At 48.9% G+C, this 17274-nt stretch carries 14 protein-coding genes; 12 read left to right on the top strand and 2 right to left on the bottom strand.

Features of this window, described 5'->3' with window-relative positions:
- Position 1 precedes the first annotated feature (1 nt).
- The 7 genes from EDM21_RS08715 (at position 2) to EDM21_RS08685 (ending at position 8531) form a co-directional block, all read left to right on the top strand.
- Positions 2-301 carry a DUF1292 domain-containing protein gene (locus EDM21_RS08715; protein WP_068774210.1) on the top strand — a complete coding sequence of 100 codons (300 nt, stop codon included), beginning with the start codon at positions 2-4 and terminating at the stop codon, positions 299-301.
- On the top strand, positions 298-594 hold the full coding sequence (locus tag EDM21_RS08710; RefSeq protein ID WP_068774211.1) for a DUF1292 domain-containing protein: 297 nt from the start codon (positions 298-300) through the stop codon (positions 592-594). The genes EDM21_RS08715 and EDM21_RS08710 overlap by 4 nt, the downstream gene beginning before the upstream one ends.
- A 79-nt stretch (positions 595-673) precedes the next feature.
- Positions 674-1750, top strand: a complete 1077-nt coding sequence (gene mltG, locus EDM21_RS08705; RefSeq protein WP_157334672.1) for an endolytic transglycosylase MltG — start codon at positions 674-676, stop codon at positions 1748-1750.
- A gap of 13 nt (positions 1751-1763) precedes the next feature.
- Positions 1764-2696, top strand: coding sequence for a peptidase U32 family protein (locus EDM21_RS08700; protein WP_157334670.1), 933 nt, complete (start codon positions 1764-1766; stop codon positions 2694-2696).
- 10 nt (positions 2697-2706) lie between these two features.
- A complete protein-coding gene (locus EDM21_RS08695; protein ID WP_157334668.1) occupies positions 2707-3996 on the top strand; it encodes a peptidase U32 family protein in 1290 nt (429 codons plus the stop codon).
- A gap of 372 nt (positions 3997-4368) precedes the next feature.
- The gene (locus EDM21_RS08690) at positions 4369-6366 is read left to right on the top strand and encodes a methyl-accepting chemotaxis protein (protein WP_235918099.1); all 1998 of its coding nucleotides are present in this window, start codon (positions 4369-4371) and stop codon (positions 6364-6366) included.
- A gap of 194 nt (positions 6367-6560) precedes the next feature.
- Positions 6561-8531, top strand: coding sequence for a peptidoglycan D,D-transpeptidase FtsI family protein (locus tag EDM21_RS08685; RefSeq protein ID WP_157334664.1), 1971 nt, complete (start codon positions 6561-6563; stop codon positions 8529-8531).
- An 11-nt stretch (positions 8532-8542) separates the two neighbouring features.
- Here the strand turns inward: EDM21_RS08685 and EDM21_RS08680 are convergent, their stop codons facing one another.
- Positions 8543-9844 (bottom strand): ATP-binding protein, encoded by a 1302-nt coding sequence (locus tag EDM21_RS08680; RefSeq protein WP_157334662.1) that lies wholly within the window; start codon positions 9842-9844, stop codon positions 8543-8545.
- A gap of 326 nt (positions 9845-10170) precedes the next feature.
- On the opposite strand from EDM21_RS08680, the gene EDM21_RS08675 reads away from it, so the two are divergent.
- Positions 10171-11001, top strand: coding sequence for a lipoate--protein ligase family protein (locus EDM21_RS08675; protein ID WP_157334660.1), 831 nt, complete (start codon positions 10171-10173; stop codon positions 10999-11001).
- Positions 11002-11265: 264 nt separating this feature from the next.
- Here EDM21_RS08675 and EDM21_RS08670 read toward each other — a convergent pair whose 3' ends face one another.
- Positions 11266-11994 carry an alpha/beta hydrolase gene (locus EDM21_RS08670; protein WP_157334658.1) on the bottom strand — a complete coding sequence of 243 codons (729 nt, stop codon included), beginning with the start codon at positions 11992-11994 and terminating at the stop codon, positions 11266-11268.
- Positions 11995-12220: 226 nt separating this feature from the next.
- Between EDM21_RS08670 and pdhA the strand changes: the two genes are divergently transcribed.
- The 4 genes from pdhA to lpdA all read left to right on the top strand — a co-directional run bounded on the left by pdhA (position 12221) and on the right by lpdA (position 17212).
- Positions 12221-13288 (top strand): pyruvate dehydrogenase (acetyl-transferring) E1 component subunit alpha, encoded by a 1068-nt coding sequence (gene pdhA, locus EDM21_RS08665; RefSeq protein ID WP_157334656.1) that lies wholly within the window; start codon positions 12221-12223, stop codon positions 13286-13288.
- A gap of 136 nt (positions 13289-13424) precedes the next feature.
- Positions 13425-14405 carry an alpha-ketoacid dehydrogenase subunit beta gene (locus EDM21_RS08660; RefSeq protein WP_157334654.1) on the top strand — a complete coding sequence of 327 codons (981 nt, stop codon included), beginning with the start codon at positions 13425-13427 and terminating at the stop codon, positions 14403-14405.
- Positions 14406-14457: 52 nt separating this feature from the next.
- Positions 14458-15792, top strand: a complete 1335-nt coding sequence (locus EDM21_RS08655) for a dihydrolipoamide acetyltransferase family protein (RefSeq protein WP_157334652.1) — start codon at positions 14458-14460, stop codon at positions 15790-15792.
- Positions 15793-15796: 4 nt separating this feature from the next.
- Positions 15797-17212 (top strand): dihydrolipoyl dehydrogenase, encoded by a 1416-nt coding sequence (gene lpdA / locus EDM21_RS08650; RefSeq protein ID WP_157334651.1) that lies wholly within the window; start codon positions 15797-15799, stop codon positions 17210-17212.
- Positions 17213-17274 lie beyond the last annotated feature (62 nt).

Genomic DNA, 17274 nt, shown 5'->3' with positions numbered 1-17274 from the left:
CATGGCCAAAGAAGAGGATTTTCAGCAAGAGGAAGCAGAAATTATTTATATCCCCGATGATGAGGGCAACGAAGAAGAATTCGAGGTCATCATGAAATTCGAAGTGGATGGTTCCGAGAAGAAGTATATGATGGTTGTGCCGGTCGAAGACGATGAGGATTCCGATGAAGTCTATGCATTCCGTTATGAGGAAGATGATAACGGTGACGACCTCAAACTGTACACCATTGATGACGAAGAAGAATGGAATATCGTTGAAGAAACGTTTAATACACTAATGGCAGAAGAGGAAGAAGCATGAGTGTAAATCAGACGACCGAGTTGCGGACTTCATTCGGAGATGATATTATTTTATTCGATGAAAAAGACGAGTCTGTCGTCTACCGCATCTTGACCGAGCTTATTCACGAAGGGCATCATTACGCCATTCTCCAGTCGGAAGATATGAAGTTAGACGGGGAAATTTCCGTCCTTCGCGTATCGAAGAGTGAGACGGGCGAAATGGAGCTAGAGACCATCGAGGATGAGGATGAATGGGAAACAATCTCCGAGCTTTACGATGAACTCTCTTTCCCTGAACAAGATGAACCTTAAAAACTAAAGCAAACCCGAGCGGAGTCAAATCCGCTCTTTTTCATGCAGATCAATGACTATTAGAGTTTTGGAGGGAAATATGGAGCGTCCTAAATCACGATTAAAACGCGTTTTTGCTGTATTGCTCATCCTGATCCTGCTTCTGGCAGGCGGTGCAGCAGCAGCTTACTATATAAAAGGCGAACTACAACCTGTGGAGGCCTCTGAGCAGGAGAAAGTATTTGAAGTGGTGCCGGGTGATGGAATTCAGAATATATCGGCCAAGTTGCAGCAAGAGGGCTTGATCCGCAATGCGTCTATTTTTTCCTATTACGTGAAGTGGAAAAAAGAAGGCGGCCGCTTTCAGGCAGGGGAATACTCCGTTAAACCGGGAATGAAGCCGGATGAAATGATTGCTCTGCTGAACAGCGGACAGCCTTCCAAAAGTAACCGGTTAACCATTCCCGAAGGCTTTACTATTCCGCAAATTGCGGACAAAGTCGATGAACAGTTGAAACTCGATTCCGAGGCTTTCCTCAAAGCCGCAGAAGGATACAAGCCCGGCAGCGGGGGGGAGATTCTGGCTTCCATTCCGGCCGATGCCCAATTAAAGCACAGGCTGGAAGGCTATCTTTTCCCGGATACTTATGAGGTTCCGAAGGACGCTACAGAAGCGAAGCTGGTTGACATGATGATCGGACAGCTCCAGACGCGGGTAGACAGCTTACCGGCAGACTGGCAGGACAAGCTGAAGCAGAGCGGGTTGACTTTTCATCAGATGATGACGGTTGCTTCTCTCATTGAGCGCGAGGTAGTGCTCGAAGAGGAACGTCCGATTGTGGCGAGTGTGATCTATAACCGGCTCAAAATTAAGCAGCCTCTGCAGATTGATGCTACCGTGCAATATGCGCTTGGCAAGCAGAAAGAGCGCCTGTTCGAAAGCGATCTTAAAATCGAGAGCCCGTATAATACGTACAAAAATCCCGGGCTTCCTCCGGGGCCGATCGCAAGTCCCAGCCTCTCCTCAATTAAGGCGGCCTTATACCCGGCAGAGTCCTCTTACTTTTATTATGTAACCAAAAAGGATGGAAGCAAGGGTCACTTATTCGGCGAAACGTACAAGAAACACTTGGAGAATATTGAAAAGAGTAAACAAACAGAGAAAAACGCGAAATAAGAAGGTGAGCACGATGAGAAAAAAGCCGGAACTGCTCGTAACAGCAGGGAGCGCAGAAGAAGTAATCCAATTCATTGATGCCGGAGCGGACGCTGTTCTTGTCGGAGAAGCTGCGTTCGGTCTGCGTCTGTCAGGCGATATTATGATTGATGAACTGGCATCCCTTGTCCCGCTTGCTCATGAGCGCAGCGCACAAATTTATGTGGCCGTGAACAATGTATTCGACAACGAGGGGATCGCTAAGGTAGAAGACTATCTGAAAAAACTTGCCGAGCTGCAGGTGGATGCCGTTGTGTACGGTGACCCGGCAGTTCTGCGTATCGTACGGATGCACGGGCTCCAGCTGAGACTTCACTGGAATGCCGAGATGTCGGTAACGAACTACAGGGCGGCTAATTACTGGGCGGCAAGAGGAGCGGTACGCGCTGTGCTTGCTCGTGAGCTGAATCTGGAGGAAATACTTGAATTTAAACGTGGAGCGAAGCTGGAGGTTCAAGTTCAAGTGCACGGAATGACGAACATTTATCATTCCAAGCGGAATTTGCTCGGCAATTATATCGAACATTTGGGTAAAGATGCCGCTGCTATCGACCGGTCTATGGATAATGGCCTCTTCTTAATTGAGCAGGAACGTCTTGAAGAACGTTTTCCTATCTATGAAGACCCGAATGGAACTCATGTGATGAGTTCGGATGACGTATGTATGCTTGAAGATCTTCATGAACTGTTAGCTGCCGATATCGACAGTCTGAGAATCGAAGGGATTTTGAAATCAACGGAATATATTGAGACAGTTATTCGCGCTTACCGCACAGCCATTGATTTGTATGCGGCAGATCCGGATGCGTACAGTTTTAATGAAGAGTGGTTGGATGCGATTCGCCGCTTACAGGACCCTGATCGGGAACTGTCTTTCGGATTTTTCTACAAAGAACAAGTATATTGAGGTGAGCAACATGAGTACTGCCGCAGCTGCAGTGGAAACCAGGGCCCGTGGCAAACGTGTCCGTTTGGACAAACCTGAGCTACTGGCTCCAGCCGGAAGCTTGGAAAAGCTGAAATTCGCGATCCATTATGGAGCAGATGCCGTCTATATAGGCGGCCAAAAGTATGGTCTGCGCTCGAATGCAGATAATTTTACTTTTGAGGAAATGCGTGAAGGGGTCGAATTTGCGAACCGTTACGGCGCCAAGGTATTCGTGGCCACGAATATTTATGCGCATAATGAGGATATCGAGGGATTGGACGAATATTTGCAAGAACTTGAAAATGCCGGAATCGCCGCGATTATTACAGCAGATCCGCTTATTATTGATACGGCAAGACGTGTCGCTCCCAAAATGGAGGTTCATTTAAGTACACAGCAATCCGTAATGAATTGGCAGACTGTGCAGTTCTGGAAAGAAGAAGGAATCGAACGGGTCGTTCTGGCTCGTGAAGTCAGCATGACAGAGATTGATGAGATTAAACAGCATGTCGATGTGGAAATCGAGGCCTTCATACACGGTGCCATGTGCAGTTCTTATTCGGGCCGCTGCGTATTGTCCAATCATTTTACGGACCGGGATTCGAACCGCGGGGGCTGCTGCCAGTCCTGCCGCTGGAGGTATCGTCTCTATGCGAAGGGAGCTCCTTTATCCGACCCGCTCGCACAGGATTTCCCGCTGTTTGAAGAGGAAGACGACGATTTCATGATGAGTGCCAAAGACTTGTGCATGATTGATCATGTGGCAGATATGATTGAATCGGGTGTGGACAGTTTTAAAATCGAAGGCCGGATGAAGAGCGTTCATTATGTTGCGACCGTGGTAAATGCCTATCGTCAAGCCATCGATAGTTATTTTGAAGACCCCGATGGATTTCAAATTAAAAGAGTGTGGCGGGAAGAGATTAATAAAGCCGCCAATCGTCCTCTCAACGCAGGTTTCTTCTACGAAGTTCCGGACCATGAGGATCATATTTACGGGCCAGAAGATAAAGCCGCTATCTATGATTTCGTAGGACTTGTGGTTGAATATGACGAAGCGGCTTCGACCGCACTCATCCAGCAGCGCAATTATTTCAAACCCGGCGCCGAAGTGGAATTTTTCGGACCGGGAGGGACTCATTTCAAGCAGCGGGTTGAACAAATTCATGATGAAGAAGGTCAGGAGCTGGATGCGGCTCGTCACCCCATGCAGCTGATCCGGATTCGAACGGAACAACCCGTGAAGCCTCTGGATATGATGCGCAAAAAATCGCGATAACCCGTTTAAATAGCCATTAACCATAAATAGCGCTTGACGGAATTTGTCAAGCGCTATTTTTTTTGTTTACTAGGACTATGGATACACGAAATCGACATTGCGTAGGTGATTTGTCATCTTTCAGAGAGGATTTTGGTTGTTCTTGTTGAACTTATAGAAAATACGTGGAAATTAAAGGGTTCGGCTTGAGTCTTTTTTCCTAAAACCAATTGGATGGTGATCTATATGAACGAGAAAATTACAAAGACTTACAGCAGGGTCAGAGAACGCTTTCAAAAAAGTTCATCAGAATCAAAGCCGGACAACCTGCCTCCTGTGCAGAAACGACCATCCACTCCTCTGAAGATAGTAAGTCCAGCGAGATCGGTCGGAATGAAGCTGTTCTTAATTTTTATTGTCAGTATCTTGTTTTTTGTACTTACCGTAGGGATCACATCGTATCAAATATCCAAAGGGATGCTGCGCGACAAAGTCAGTGAGGCGTCCAGACAGACGGTGATTCAAGCGGCGCAGAAAATGGATCTTCTTTTCCGCGGTTTCGAAGATCTCTCCATGCAGATGATGCTCGACAGGGATTTACAATCCCAGCTTGGTATTCTGAGAGATGTACAGCCAGGTACCTTCGACCAGCTGGAGGCTGCCCGGAAAGTAACGGAGAAAGTCGCTACATACACGTTATCTAATAAAGCTATTCACAGTATTACTTTGTTGAAGACAGACGGGCTTATGATTAATTCAAACGGTTCCTCTTTCAACACTTCGGGTGAAGAGATTACGAATAAGGAATGGTTCAAACAACTGAGTAAAACTTCGGGACAAGTGATGTGGCTGCCGACGCTTCCTGAGGGTTATCTTAGCGGCGAGCCGACCATTGCCCTGGGACGCTATTTGAACTCAACGACTTCTTCCGTACCGCTGGCAATCATTGTGATGGAAATTCCGGTTTCTGTAATCAGTAAGGAATTAAACCTCATTCATTTGGGTGAGAACAGTACCATGATAATTACAGATGCAGCGAACAAGCTTGTTTTTACAAACGAATCCGATAAAATTGGATCCGTATCATCGACTCTCTTAACCGATGAACAGCAGAAGTCCGACTCCGGTGATTTTCAGTCTGCGGATGGAAGCACGGCGAATGTATATGCTAAATTCGCAAGCACAGGCTGGAACCTGATTGGCAGTATGCCGATTAGTGCACTTGTTAAAGACGCCGATGCTATTTTTAACATTACGCTGAATCTGGCGATAGTGGCGGCCATTATTGCGGCTCTAATCGGACTGTTTGTGGCCCGGATGATCGGAAGACCGCTGTCCGATATGGCCGGACTTATGCAGCAAGGCGCCCAGGGCAATTTGAATGTCAGGGCCGGTTTGAAGAGCAAGGATGAGATCGGAAGACTGGGTAATAACTTTGATCTGATGATGGAGCAAATTACTGATCTGGTCCGCCAGACGAACGAATCTGCTCAAGAAGTTCTGAATACGGCATCTGAAGTTGCCAATGCTTCAAAAATCACGGCAATTGCAGCCAAGGAAATCGCGGTGGCAACGGATGAGATTTCGGGAGGCGCAGCAGGACTGGCTACGGAGTCGGAACGCGGCAACGAGTTGACCTATCACATCGGACAGAAGATGCAGCTGATGATCGCAGCTAACCTGGAGATGGGCACGGCAGCCTCTGAAGTGCGCAGTTCCGGTGAGCAGGGAACGAAATACATGGAAGAACTGAGAGATAAGACCGGACAAACGGAAGTGATGACCCGTTCCATGGTGGAGAAAGTCGACAATCTCAAGGCAAGCACACGTTCCATCCGTAAAATTCTAGAGATGCTGCACAATTTGACGAAGCAGACGAATATTTTGTCGCTTAATGCGACAATTGAAGCGGCAAGAGCAGGGGCATCCGGAAAAGGCTTCATGGTAGTAGCGGATGAAATCCGCAAGCTGGCGGACCAGTCCAAACAATCGATTGATGTAGTCGCAGGAATTACAGACACCATTCAGCGGGAGATTGACGAGACCGTCCAAGTGCTTCATCAAGCATATCCGCTGTTTAATGAGCAGATCGGCGCTGTCAAAGAAGCCGATGGTATTTTTGCAGAAGTGCAAAATCACATGAGCGAGTTCATCGAGCGTCTGAACGATGTAACGGAATCCATCACGGATCTGGATCAATCCCAGGCCGTATTATCGGATGCGATGACTAACGTGAGTGCCGTAGCAGAGCAATCGCTGGCCACTTCGGAAGAAGTCGCATCACTCAGCACGGAACAGCTCAGCATCAGTGAGAATCTTGTGAGACTCTCGGACAGGCTGGAGAATCTATCGAATTCACTTAAAGATACTTTGTCTAAGTTCACTGTCTAAAGATATGGAATGCTCCCAGTGGTCTAACTGCTGGTCCGCGGCCTTCTGTCTTCTGCCTCCTGCCGGCTCTGCCGGCGGGAGTTTTTGTTTTATGTTAAGGCCGTTATTTCTGCTGCAGTCCGGTACGTCCCGTATGTCTATTAATAGGAATGTCTATACTGGAGAGCAAAGACGGAAGGCGAGGGGATACGGCAATGCGGAACCGGCCCGGCAAGCAAAAGGCGGTAATGGAGAATGATGAGAAAAGCCGCATGTTCACAACTATGAAGGAACAGGCTGGAGCGGGAACGGATTTGCCTGGGGGCCGTTTAAGAATAAATGCTTCTGCAGGAGATCCTCGAAGGAAGTTCTTTCTTCTTCTCTGTATGACAGGGTTCATCTTTGTGCTGTTAGTGCGTCTATTCTGGATACAACTCGTACAACCGTACGAATTCTCTGCCAGAAAGGTAGATCTCGTTAAAAATTCCGTGCTTCAGCGGCAGCGCAGTATTGTTCTGGATACGGGACGAGGGGACATCTATGACAGAAATCATGTTCCTTTAACCGGGAGGACGATACGCACCGCGATTATTTTCCCCGTGCACGCGAACTATATCGGGACTAAGGAGCAGCTGGCCGGCATCACTCAAGCACTGGGAGTCGGAGCGGAGGAGTGGACAGAATATGTGCGGTCTCTTCAAGAGCCGGCACTATGGAAGGGCAGCGTTAATACCGCAGCAGTTGCTCCCCGCAGCAAGGCAGCCCGGACGAGTGATCTGCCTATAGAACTGACACCGCAGCAGATCTCTCTTCTTACCGCTTCCGGCTTGCCTTATCTTCAGGTAACCGATTATAAGGTGCGCTACTTTCCTGATCAGATGGCTTCGCAGGTAATCGGTTATGTCGGACAGCACCCGGAGCGAATTTCCGGCTTGTATGCCCAGGAGGTGGCGGATGGTCATCTTACACTAACGAGTGAAATAGGAGCTTCCGGATTGGAGAAAACGTTTGAGAACAGGCTTAGGGGGATTGGCGAAAGGACGCTTTCTATCTTTACAGATGCGGGAAGACGACCTTTGAACGCCCTGCATGCAAGAATCATTTCGCCGGATCAGTCGCATTATCCCCTCCGTTTAATAACTACCTTAGATGCAGACATTCAGCAGAAGGTCGAGCAATTGATGGCCGAGCGCGGGATCCAAGAAGGGGCTGTCGTAGTTCTGGATGCGGTTAACGCGGACATTATTGCGATGGCTTCCAGTCCGGCTTTTCGACCGGGTGAAATCAGAATGAACGAGGGAAACTGGGCCAACCTGGCTCTCAAAGCAGCCACTCCGGGATCTATCTTTAAAACAACAGTCGCGGCCGCAGCGCTGGAGGAAAATTTGGTGACACCGGAAGAGAAGTTTGACTGTCAAGGAGCATGGGGGAAATATGGTTTTACCTGCTGGAAAAAAGAAGGTCACGGAAAAATTTCATTCGCTGAAGGGTTTGCCCAGTCGTGTAATATTGTGTTCGGCCAAGTCATGCAGCGTCTGAGTTCGGGGGAGCTGGAGAATTACGCCCGCAGTCTGGGCTTGCTGACTTCCATCGGCTGGCAAGGCAAGCTGACAGATGGTACGGCTGTAGCTCAATTAGACGGTGAGGAAGAGGGGCAATTATTCGGAAAAGGTACACCGCCCGACGATGAAGGAGTCCGGCTTCAGACTGCTATCGGGCAGCGTGATGTCCAAATGACTCCGCTTCAGGCAGCAAATCAGATTGTGACGCTTCTGAATAACGGACAGGTGCGTTCACCCCGGCTAGTGAAAGAAATCCAATTTAGAGATGGTCTCATCCTGGATAAGTTTAAAGAGAAACCGCTCCCTCTGCAGGGCAGAATGATTTCGGCTGAGACAGCAAAAGAGTTGCTGGCTGAAATGCGTCTGGTTGTCGAGCAAGGGACAGCCAGGCAGCTGCAGCAGGCACAATGGGCCCTTGCCGGAAAAAGCGGAACCGCTCAAGTCGGATCGGGTGCGCAGGAAACGGTGAACCAGTGGTTCACCGGATTCGGCCCTGCAAGTTCTCCTCGGTATGCAGTTGCGGTACTGGTGAGTCACACCGCTCCCGAAGCACCTTCGGCAGCAGTGCCTCTTTTTCGTGAAGTGATGGATTTACTGGCTGAACTTGGTGCGAAAAAGAAATGACGCCAGGCCTTCTAATGTCGTCGTATAGATTTGCAGGCAGCCTGCGCTGCTGCGGAAGGGAATACGATCAGCATGCACGTGCCTTTGCCGGGTTCGCTGACAACATTGATCTTGCCGTTGTAGCATTCAATAATCCGGTAAGCGACCATAACGCTTAATCCGGTTCCTTTTTGTTTGGTTGAATAAAAAGGGGAGCCGAGCCGCTTTATTTCATCAGGGGACATGCCGATTCCTTCATCTTCGATCGAAATAAAGACTCGCTTCTCTGCACGATAGGCCCTGACCCTCAGGCAACCTCCTTCAGGCATGGATTCGATTCCGTTCCTGGCTAATTGGGCCAGACATTGTACCAGTTTGTCAGCATTTACGGTTAACCACAAAGAAGGCTCGACCGATGTATCGAGGCGTACTTTCTGCTGGGACGCATAAACTTGGAGCTGCTGCTCCAGAAGAGCCATAAGGTCATTCATGGACCAGAGCGCCGTCTTGTCGGCATGAGGTGTAGCGAACGCCAGATAACTGCTGATGATTTGCTGGACCTTGTCCATTTCCTCAATGACCATACCGGTATAGATTTTCTTTTTGGATTCACTCACTTCAGATTGAAACAACAACTGCATGAACCCTCTTGCCGTTGTCATCGGATTCCGAATTTCATGGGCGACAGAGGCTGCCAGTTCACTAAGCACATTCAGTTTTTCTGCGCGGTGAACTTCTTGCCTGAGAACTGCGGCTTCACGAATATATTCGGTTAAGTACACGACAAGACCCATAGTTACGCACTGAATCAGGATGGATGACGCATAAAAAAGGTAGAAACCTTCCGGTAGAGCGAGCTCTTTTATTTGATAAAAGCCTGTTTTTAAAACTGTCATTATGAACCCTAGCCCGCCCACAAGCAATACAGGGTAAATAATACGATACAGACGGCGCTGCGGTTTGCTTAATTGGAGAAATCCGTAAATGGCTGCAACACAAAGAAACAAATACAAGCTTTGGTACAGCAAAAGCTGTGGATACTTTAAACCTAGAAAAAGTAGTACGGAAGCCGATACGAAAAAACCGGGAAGGCGTCCTCCATAAAGAAAACTGGTCAGAACCGGAACCATAAATAGGCTAAAGTACAGCCCGCTCTCTGAGCCGAAAGGATAAGCGGCACAAAGTACAGCCGCAAATAAGCTGAAAATCGTCATAATTTTGCGGTCAAGACCGTGACTGGCCGTTCCGCGGATACCTTCGAAATAGGGCGACATCAGAACAGGAACTCCGGATAACAGGACATTAGTTAACACTTCATGGAAACTTTTCAGCAAGTCGCACCCCTACTATCTGTAAGTTTTGGTGTAATAAATATTCATTTTACAATCTATTTATTGAACAGCGGGGATTCTATTTATATATTTAATTAGCTAAATTATTTGGAAACTAAGAAAAATTTACCACAAATGGTACTTGAGTGTATTACTTCGACAGGTATTAACAAATTCCTACTAAGAAGATTCATATTAACTGTATTAATTAGAGTGATAAATTGCAGCAGGTCAAAGCTTCCCCTACAATAGACAAAAGAGTAGAATGACCAAATGAAGCAAGTAACTGAGAATGCCGACTCGGCTGTTGAAATAAAGGGGAGTAAGAAATGACATCTATTCCGTTCACTTCAGACAAAATGATACTAATCGATCGCTCGGACGACCTTGAAGCGGATTTGTTATTTCCGTTTGCTTTGGAGGAGCTGCTGATCCGTAAAGTGGGGGAAGAAGGCGTTCCTATGGTTCATATATGGAGGCATCCCATGGGACTGGTGCTCGGATTAAGAGACAGCCGGCTCCCGGGGGCTAAATCTGCCGCCGGGAGGATTGCAAGCGAGGGACGCCAAGTGATCGTCCGCAATTCGGGTGGAGCGGCTGTTCCGCTGGATCCCGGGGTTGTGAATGTGACACTCATTACGCCGAAGCCCACAGGTAAAATTGATTTCCATGATGATTTTGAACGGATGTACCTCTTTCTGAGGGGTGTGCTGAATTCATGGAATGCAGGCGTGGATAAAGGTGAGATTGCCGGATCTTACTGTCCGGGAGATTTTGATCTTAGTGTCGGCGGCCGCAAGTTCTGCGGAATTGCCCAGAGACGGCAGGCTCGCGCACTGTCCGTGCAGGCATTCGTCGTGGTAGAAGGCACTGGAGCGGAGAAAGCCGCAGTTGCACGCTCATTCTACGACGAAGCGGGGCAGGGGGCGCTGCCCGGCAGCTACCCGGTCGTCGAATCTGGGCGCATGACCAGCCTCGCCGAGTATGCGGGCGCTGAGCTGACCGCGCCCGCCTTCTGCCGCCTGACGGCCGAGTGGCTCGGCGGTCAGGTGCAAGTGCGCGCGGCGAACTACCGCGAGTTCGCCGCGGATGAAGACATCGCGAGCATGATGGACGCGATGCGGGAACGCTACGGCTTCAAGGAGGAGTCCTCCGTTTGAAGCCGCTTCCCTTCCCAGAGAGAGCCTGCTGCCTGCCGGCTGCGTGCTGTTCTCTGGGAGATGTGGCCGCGCAGTCTGTTCTGCGCAGCGAGAATTATGCGCGTGCGAGTCTAGGCCGCGCGTTATCGCTTCGGCGCGGCGAGCCCTCATGCCCGCACCAAAAACCTGCAGAACCCGCCAGGCGGATTCTGCAGGTTTTTGGTTGTATATGGCGAGACTCGCCAGCTGACTAACCAGGCGGCCCTGCCGGGCGCAGCTATGGGCTCAGCCGAAAAAATATTCGAGCGTATTCGGCAGTTCTTTTTGCCAGAAGCCCCAGATATGCTTGCCGGGCTTTTCCTCATAATATAGACGGGTATTTTTCTGCTCAAGGATCGTCTTCGTCAAACGGTTTGCTTCTACGAAATTATAGACACCGCGCTCTGTTTTGACTTCTTCTTCATCCAAACCGATTAACATATAAAGCTCCAGCCACGATAAATCGGAATGGGCTGCAAGCTCTTCCCTCGTCGGCTCAAGAAATGCGCCCGACAGGGATATTACTTTCGTAAACAGGTGAGGATAAGCTAAGGCAAGGTGAAGGGAAACCGTACCACCGAGCGAGTCCCCGGCCAGTACGCGTTCGGCTTTGTCCGCGCGAACCGCATATCTGGACTCTATATAGGGGAGCATCTCCTCAGCGAAGAAACGGATATAAGCGGCGTGGTTTTCACCATCGGGTGAATATTCCGATGTCCGTATTTTAACATTGACATCGACGCCGACAATAATAACCGGTTCCCAACCATGGTCCAGGATACCGGCAGTCATCGAGGTCGCTATCCTTCCGAAATTAAAAAATTCTTCTCCATCCTGACAGTAGATGACGGGATAAGACAGCACTTCGTTATAGCCGGGAGGCAGAAAGACTCTGATCGGCCGGGTTGAATTCAGGTGGATAGAGGCAATTTCTTCTTTTACAATGGTTCTTTTATAGAGACGAGCATCGGTCATGGTGACTTTCTTCCTTTCTCCGAAAGGGGGAGGTTGTATTATAATAGTGTGAAGTATTTGTTAAACTGTATTATATATATAATGAAACTGTATTATTCGCGAATAGCAACTATCCGCAACTATACCAATATACCTGTTGATATTCGATACGAAACAGGTTTATAATAATTAGTATAACAGAAAGTCTTTTCTCTGGCATGAAAATCATAGATGAGGTGACAATCACATGAGCAAGCCGCAGTATGAAGTTAGCTCCGAGCAAGTGCAGCCCTTGACAATCATTGGACCGGACGGTTCCGTGGTCAATGAGGAGAAAATGCCGAAACTTAGCGACGATCAATTAAAAGAATTAATGCGCCGTATGGTGTTTACACGTGTGTGGGACGAACGCGCGATCAATCTGGGCCGTCAAGGCCGTCTGGGTTTCTACGCGCCGGTATCCGGTCAAGAAGCTTCTATGATCGGAAGCGAATTCGCCCTTAAGAAAGAAGATTTTATTTGTCCGGGCTACCGTGATATGCCGCAAATCGTATGGCACGGTCTTCCGATGTATCAGGCATTCCTTTATTCCCGCGGTCACCAGCATGGCGGCGAAGTGCCGGCTGATGTAAACGTATTGATGCCTCAAATTATTATCGGCGCACAAATTCTTCATGCAACAGGGATCGGCATGGCTTTCAAGAAAAAAGGCGAGCCGCGTGTTGCGATTACTTATACCGGTGATGGCGGCAGTTCCGAAGGCGACTTCTACGAAGGTCTGAACTTTGCGGGTGCATTCAAGCTTCCGGTTGTCTATATGGTTCAGAATAACGGCTACGCGATCACGACTCCATTCTCCAAACAGACCGCTGCTCAATCCATCGCGCACAAAGCTTTAGCTGCCGGTATCCGCGGTGTTCAAGTTGACGGCATGGACGTACTTGCTGTATATGCAGCCGTATCCGAAGCAGCTGAAATCGCACGTAATGGCGGAGGCGCTACGCTGATCGAATCCCTAACTTATCGTTTCAAACCGCACTCCATGGCGGATGACACGACTAAATACCGTACGAAGGACGAAGAAGGCGAATGGGCTCCCAAAGATCCGATCGTCCGCTTCCGCAGCTACCTGACCCAAAAAGGTCTTTGGAGCGAAGAGGAAGAAGCGAAAGTAAAAGAAGAAGCGAAAGCAACCGTGGCTGAGCAGATCAAAAAAGCCGAGCAGACGGAGAAAATGACAGTAGCGGGCCTGATCGATTCCATGTTTGAAACTACACCGAAGCACCTGGAAGAGCAAAAAGCCCAGTTTTCCTAAGCGATAAGCATAAAGCGAAATAAATAATAAGGATTGCGGCCCTATTCCAGGCCGTAGTCATCTTTTAAACAAAACTTTCGGTATAATGCCGTGTTCTTTGACGAAATGAAGAACGATATGGGAGGCAGCAGATTTCATGGCACAAATGACAATGGTTCAAGCTATTCAGGACGCAATGCGCGTTGAGCTTGCAAGAGATAAGAATGTTGTGTTGTTCGGGGAAGACGTAGGCCACGTAGGCGGTGTATTCCGTGCTACGGAAGGACTTCAGAAAGAATTCGGCGAAGATCGCGTATTCGATACTCCGCTTGCTGAATCCGCAATCGGCGGTCTTGCTGTAGGTATGGCGACACAAGGCTTCCGCCCGATCGCCGAAATTCAATTTGTCGGTTTTATCTTTGAGGCGCTCGATCAAATGGCTATCCAGGCGGCACGTATGCGTTACCGTTCAGGCGGAGCTTACCAGGCGCCGATCGTATTCCGTACTCCTTTCGGCGGCGGTGTTAAAGCGGCTGAACTGCATACGGACTCTCTGGAAGGTTTGATGCTTCAGACACCGGGTATTAAAGTTGTGATCCCTTCTAACCCTTATGATGCAAAAGGTCTGTTGATCGCCGCAATTCGCGATAACGATCCGGTCTTCTTTATGGAGCATTTGAACTTGTACCGCTCTTTCCGTCAGGAAGTTCCGGAAGGCGAGTACACGGTAGAGCTTGGTAAAGCAAACGTGGTTCGCGAAGGTTCCGATGCGACAATTATTACTTATGGAGCAATGGTGCATACTTCATTGAAAGCAGCTGAAGAGATCGAGAAAACCCGCGGTGTCAAAATCGAGGTTATTGATCTTCGCACTATTATGCCGATTGATATCGACACCATTGTGGAGTCAGTCAAGAAGACGAACCGTGCTATCGTTGTTCAAGAAGCACAGAAGACATCTGGAGCGGCAGCAGAAATCGTTGCCCAGATTAACGAGAAAGCGATTCTTCATCTGGAAGCGCCGGTACTTCGTATCGCAGCTCCTGATACGGTGTATCCTTTTGCCCAAATTGAAGATCAATGGCTCCCGACACCTGCCCGCATTATCGACGGTCTTAACCAGGTGCTGGATTTCTAAAGCTGTTAACGGCTGAGCGAAATCACTACTTATATATAGGAGGTTGTTCTTCTTGGCACGTTTTGAATATAAATTCCCGGAACTAGGCGAAGGCATTCATGAAGGCGAGATTGTCAAAGTCAATGTCAAACCCGGCGATAAGGTAGACGATGATACCATTCTCATGGAAGTGCAGAATGACAAAGCTGTCGTTGAAGTTCCTTGTCCGGTAAATGGTCAGATACAAGAAGTACGCATCAAAGAAGGTCAAGTTTGCCATGTCGGTGAGATTGTTATGATCATTGACGCAGAAGGCGAACTTCCTGAATCCGATACTCCTGCAGAAGCTTCTCCGGAAGCCGCTACACCGGCGCCGTCAAATGCCCCATCGACTGAGCTTCCGCAGAAGGAAGATAAAAGCGCTCCGACTGCCCCGGCACCGGAAGAACTGAAGAACTCCGAAGGCGGCGAAGGCAAGCCTGCTTCCACGCCGAAGAACGTTCTTGCAACACCTAGTGTTCGTAAGTTTGCCCGTGAAAAAGGCATCAATATCGGAGAAGTTTCCGGCACAGGCAAGAACGGCCGCGTAACCCGCGAAGATATTGAAGGATTCTCTGCAGGCGGTGCGGCGAAAGCTGAAGAACCTGCTGCTGAGAAAACAGCGGCTCCTGCTAAAACAACGGCTGCACCGGCAGTTCAAGGAGAACTTGAAGAAGAGCGTATTCCTTTCAAGGGAATCCGCAAAGTGATTGCGAATGCGATGGTGAAATCCAAGCAAACCGCACCACACGTTACACTTATGGACGAAGTTGACGTAACCCAGTTGGTAGCTCTTCGCACCAAAGCGAAGCCTCTTGCGGAGAAGAAAGGTGTTAAGCTCACTTATCTTCCATTCATCGTGAAGGCTCTTGTAGCGGCGTGCCGCCAGTTCCCGGTTATGAACGCGATGATCGATGAGGAGAAGCAGGAGATCGTTTACAAGAAGTACTTCAACGTTGGTATCGCGACGGATACAGACAACGGTCTTCTTGTACCGGTCATTCATCATGCGGATCGTCAGAACATTTGGATGATAGCGGATTCCATCCGTGATCTGGCAACACGCGGCCGCGACGGCAAGCTGACTCCTCATGAAATGAAGGGCAGCACGATTACGATCACGAATATCGGTTCCGCAGGCGGAATGTTCTTTACCCCTGTCATTAACTATCCGGAAGTTGCTATCCTGGGTACGGGTCGTATCTCGGAGAAACCGGTCGTTAAGAATGGTGAAATCGTCATTGCTCCGGTAATGGCTCTATCATTAAGCTTTGATCACCGTCTGGTTGACGGCGCTACAGCACAAAATTTCATGAACTATATCAAGCAGCTGCTTAATGATCCCGAGCTGCTCGTGATGGAGGTATAAACAAATGGTAGTAGGAGACGCTTCTTTAGATATCGACGTTCTGGTAATTGGTGCAGGTCCCGGTGGTTATGTAGCTGCAATTCGTGCGGCGCAGTTGGGTAAAAGTGTACTTATCGTGGATAAATCCGAATGGGGCGGCGTATGCTTAAACCGTGGTTGTATCCCGTCCAAGGCTCTTATTTCTGCAGCACATCAATACGAAGCAGCACAGCATTCTGAAGTGATGGGCGTTTCGGCTGAGAACGTGAAACTGGACTACGCTAAGACGCAGGAATGGAAAGCTTCCGTTGTGAAAAAACTGACCAGCGGTGTTGCCGGGCTCCTTAAAGGCAACAAAATCCAGATGTTCCAAGGCGAAGCTATGTTTATCAACGAGAACGAAGCGCGTGTCTTTAACGATCAAGAAGCGCCGCGTTACCGTTTCAAGCACTGCATCATTGCAACAGGTTCCCGCCCGATTGAGCTTAAGCCGTTCCCGTTCGGCGGACGTATTCTTTCTTCCACGGAAGCGCTGGAATTGAAAGAAATTCCGAAGAGCATGGTTGTAATAGGTGGCGGATATATCGGAATCGAGCTTGGACAAACGTTTGCTAAGTTCGGAACGAAAGTAACGGTTCTGGAAGGTTCCGATACTGTACTTCCAGGCTTCGAGAAGGAAATGTCCCGTCTTGTAGCTAAGAACCTGTCTAAAGTAAATGTAGAAGTATTCACGGAAGCAATGGCTCAAAGCTCCGAACAGACAGACAAGGACGTTACCGTTACCTTTACTGTAAAAGGTGAAGAGAAGAAAGTAACAGCCGATTACTTGCTGGTTACAGTAGGACGCCGTCCTAACACCGATGGTGAGCTTGGACTGGACCTGATCAACATCAAATTGACCGACCGTGGTCTGATTGAAGTTGACGAGCAGGGCCGCACGAGCATCCCGCATATTTTCGCGATTGGTGACATCGTTCCGGGTCTTGCACTGGCGCACAAAGCATCTTACGAAGGTAAGGTTGCTGCCGAAGCTATCGCAGGACAACCGAGCGTTGTAGATTACAAGGCTATACCAGCCGTAGTATTCTCTGATCCTGAGATTGCTAGTGTCGGTCTGAACGAAACCGAAGCTAAAGAGAAAGGCATGAGCGTATCTGTAGGCAAGTTCCCATATGCAGCTAACGGCCGTGCGCTTTCCCTGAATGCAACCGAAGGTTTCGTTAAGATCGTAGCCGATAAAGAGACAGGACTTGTTGTAGGTTCCCAAATCGTAGGACCGGAAGCATCGAACCTGATTGCTGAAATCGGCCTTGCCATCGAGATGGGGGCAACTCTTGAAGATATCGCCCTTACGATTCATGCCCACCCGACACTTGGTGAAATTGTGGCTGAAGCTGCTGAGGGAGCCCTGGGTCACCCGATTCACATGCTGGGCAAATAATTGGCCCGATGGGTCAATAAATTGGTCTTCTAATAAATAAAGACATGCGGTGGAGACATTCT

It is taken from the genome of Paenibacillus lutrae (genome assembly GCF_009757775.1).
In the GTDB taxonomy this organism is placed as follows: Bacteria; Bacillota; Bacilli; order Paenibacillales; family NBRC-103111; genus Paenibacillus_F; species Paenibacillus_F lutrae.
The sequence above is the reverse complement of the archived record's forward strand: the minus strand, read 5'-3'. Positions and strand labels throughout refer to the sequence as shown.

What these genes read in the sequence shown, in the direction of transcription:
- EDM21_RS08690 (WP_235918099.1), top strand. Translation starts at nt 4,369, where the DNA reads ATGAAGCTGTTCTTAATTTTTATTGTCAGTATCTTGTTTTTTGTACTT.
- EDM21_RS08695 (WP_157334668.1), top strand. Translation starts at nt 2,707, where the DNA reads ATGAGTACTGCCGCAGCTGCAGTGGAAACCAGGGCCCGTGGCAAACGT.
- EDM21_RS08670 (WP_157334658.1), bottom strand. Translation starts at nt 11,994, where the DNA reads ATGACCGATGCTCGTCTCTATAAAAGAACCATTGTAAAAGAAGAAATT.
- EDM21_RS08710 (WP_068774211.1), top strand. Translation starts at nt 298, where the DNA reads ATGAGTGTAAATCAGACGACCGAGTTGCGGACTTCATTCGGAGATGAT.
- EDM21_RS08660 (WP_157334654.1), top strand. Translation starts at nt 13,425, where the DNA reads ATGGCACAAATGACAATGGTTCAAGCTATTCAGGACGCAATGCGCGTT.
- EDM21_RS08675 (WP_157334660.1), top strand. Translation starts at nt 10,171, where the DNA reads ATGACATCTATTCCGTTCACTTCAGACAAAATGATACTAATCGATCGC.
- mltG (WP_157334672.1), top strand. Translation starts at nt 674, where the DNA reads ATGGAGCGTCCTAAATCACGATTAAAACGCGTTTTTGCTGTATTGCTC.
- lpdA (WP_157334651.1), top strand. Translation starts at nt 15,797, where the DNA reads ATGGTAGTAGGAGACGCTTCTTTAGATATCGACGTTCTGGTAATTGGT.
- pdhA (WP_157334656.1), top strand. Translation starts at nt 12,221, where the DNA reads ATGAGCAAGCCGCAGTATGAAGTTAGCTCCGAGCAAGTGCAGCCCTTG.
- EDM21_RS08700 (WP_157334670.1), top strand. Translation starts at nt 1,764, where the DNA reads ATGAGAAAAAAGCCGGAACTGCTCGTAACAGCAGGGAGCGCAGAAGAA.
- EDM21_RS08685 (WP_157334664.1), top strand. Translation starts at nt 6,561, where the DNA reads ATGCGGAACCGGCCCGGCAAGCAAAAGGCGGTAATGGAGAATGATGAG.
- EDM21_RS08715 (WP_068774210.1), top strand. Translation starts at nt 2, where the DNA reads ATGGCCAAAGAAGAGGATTTTCAGCAAGAGGAAGCAGAAATTATTTAT.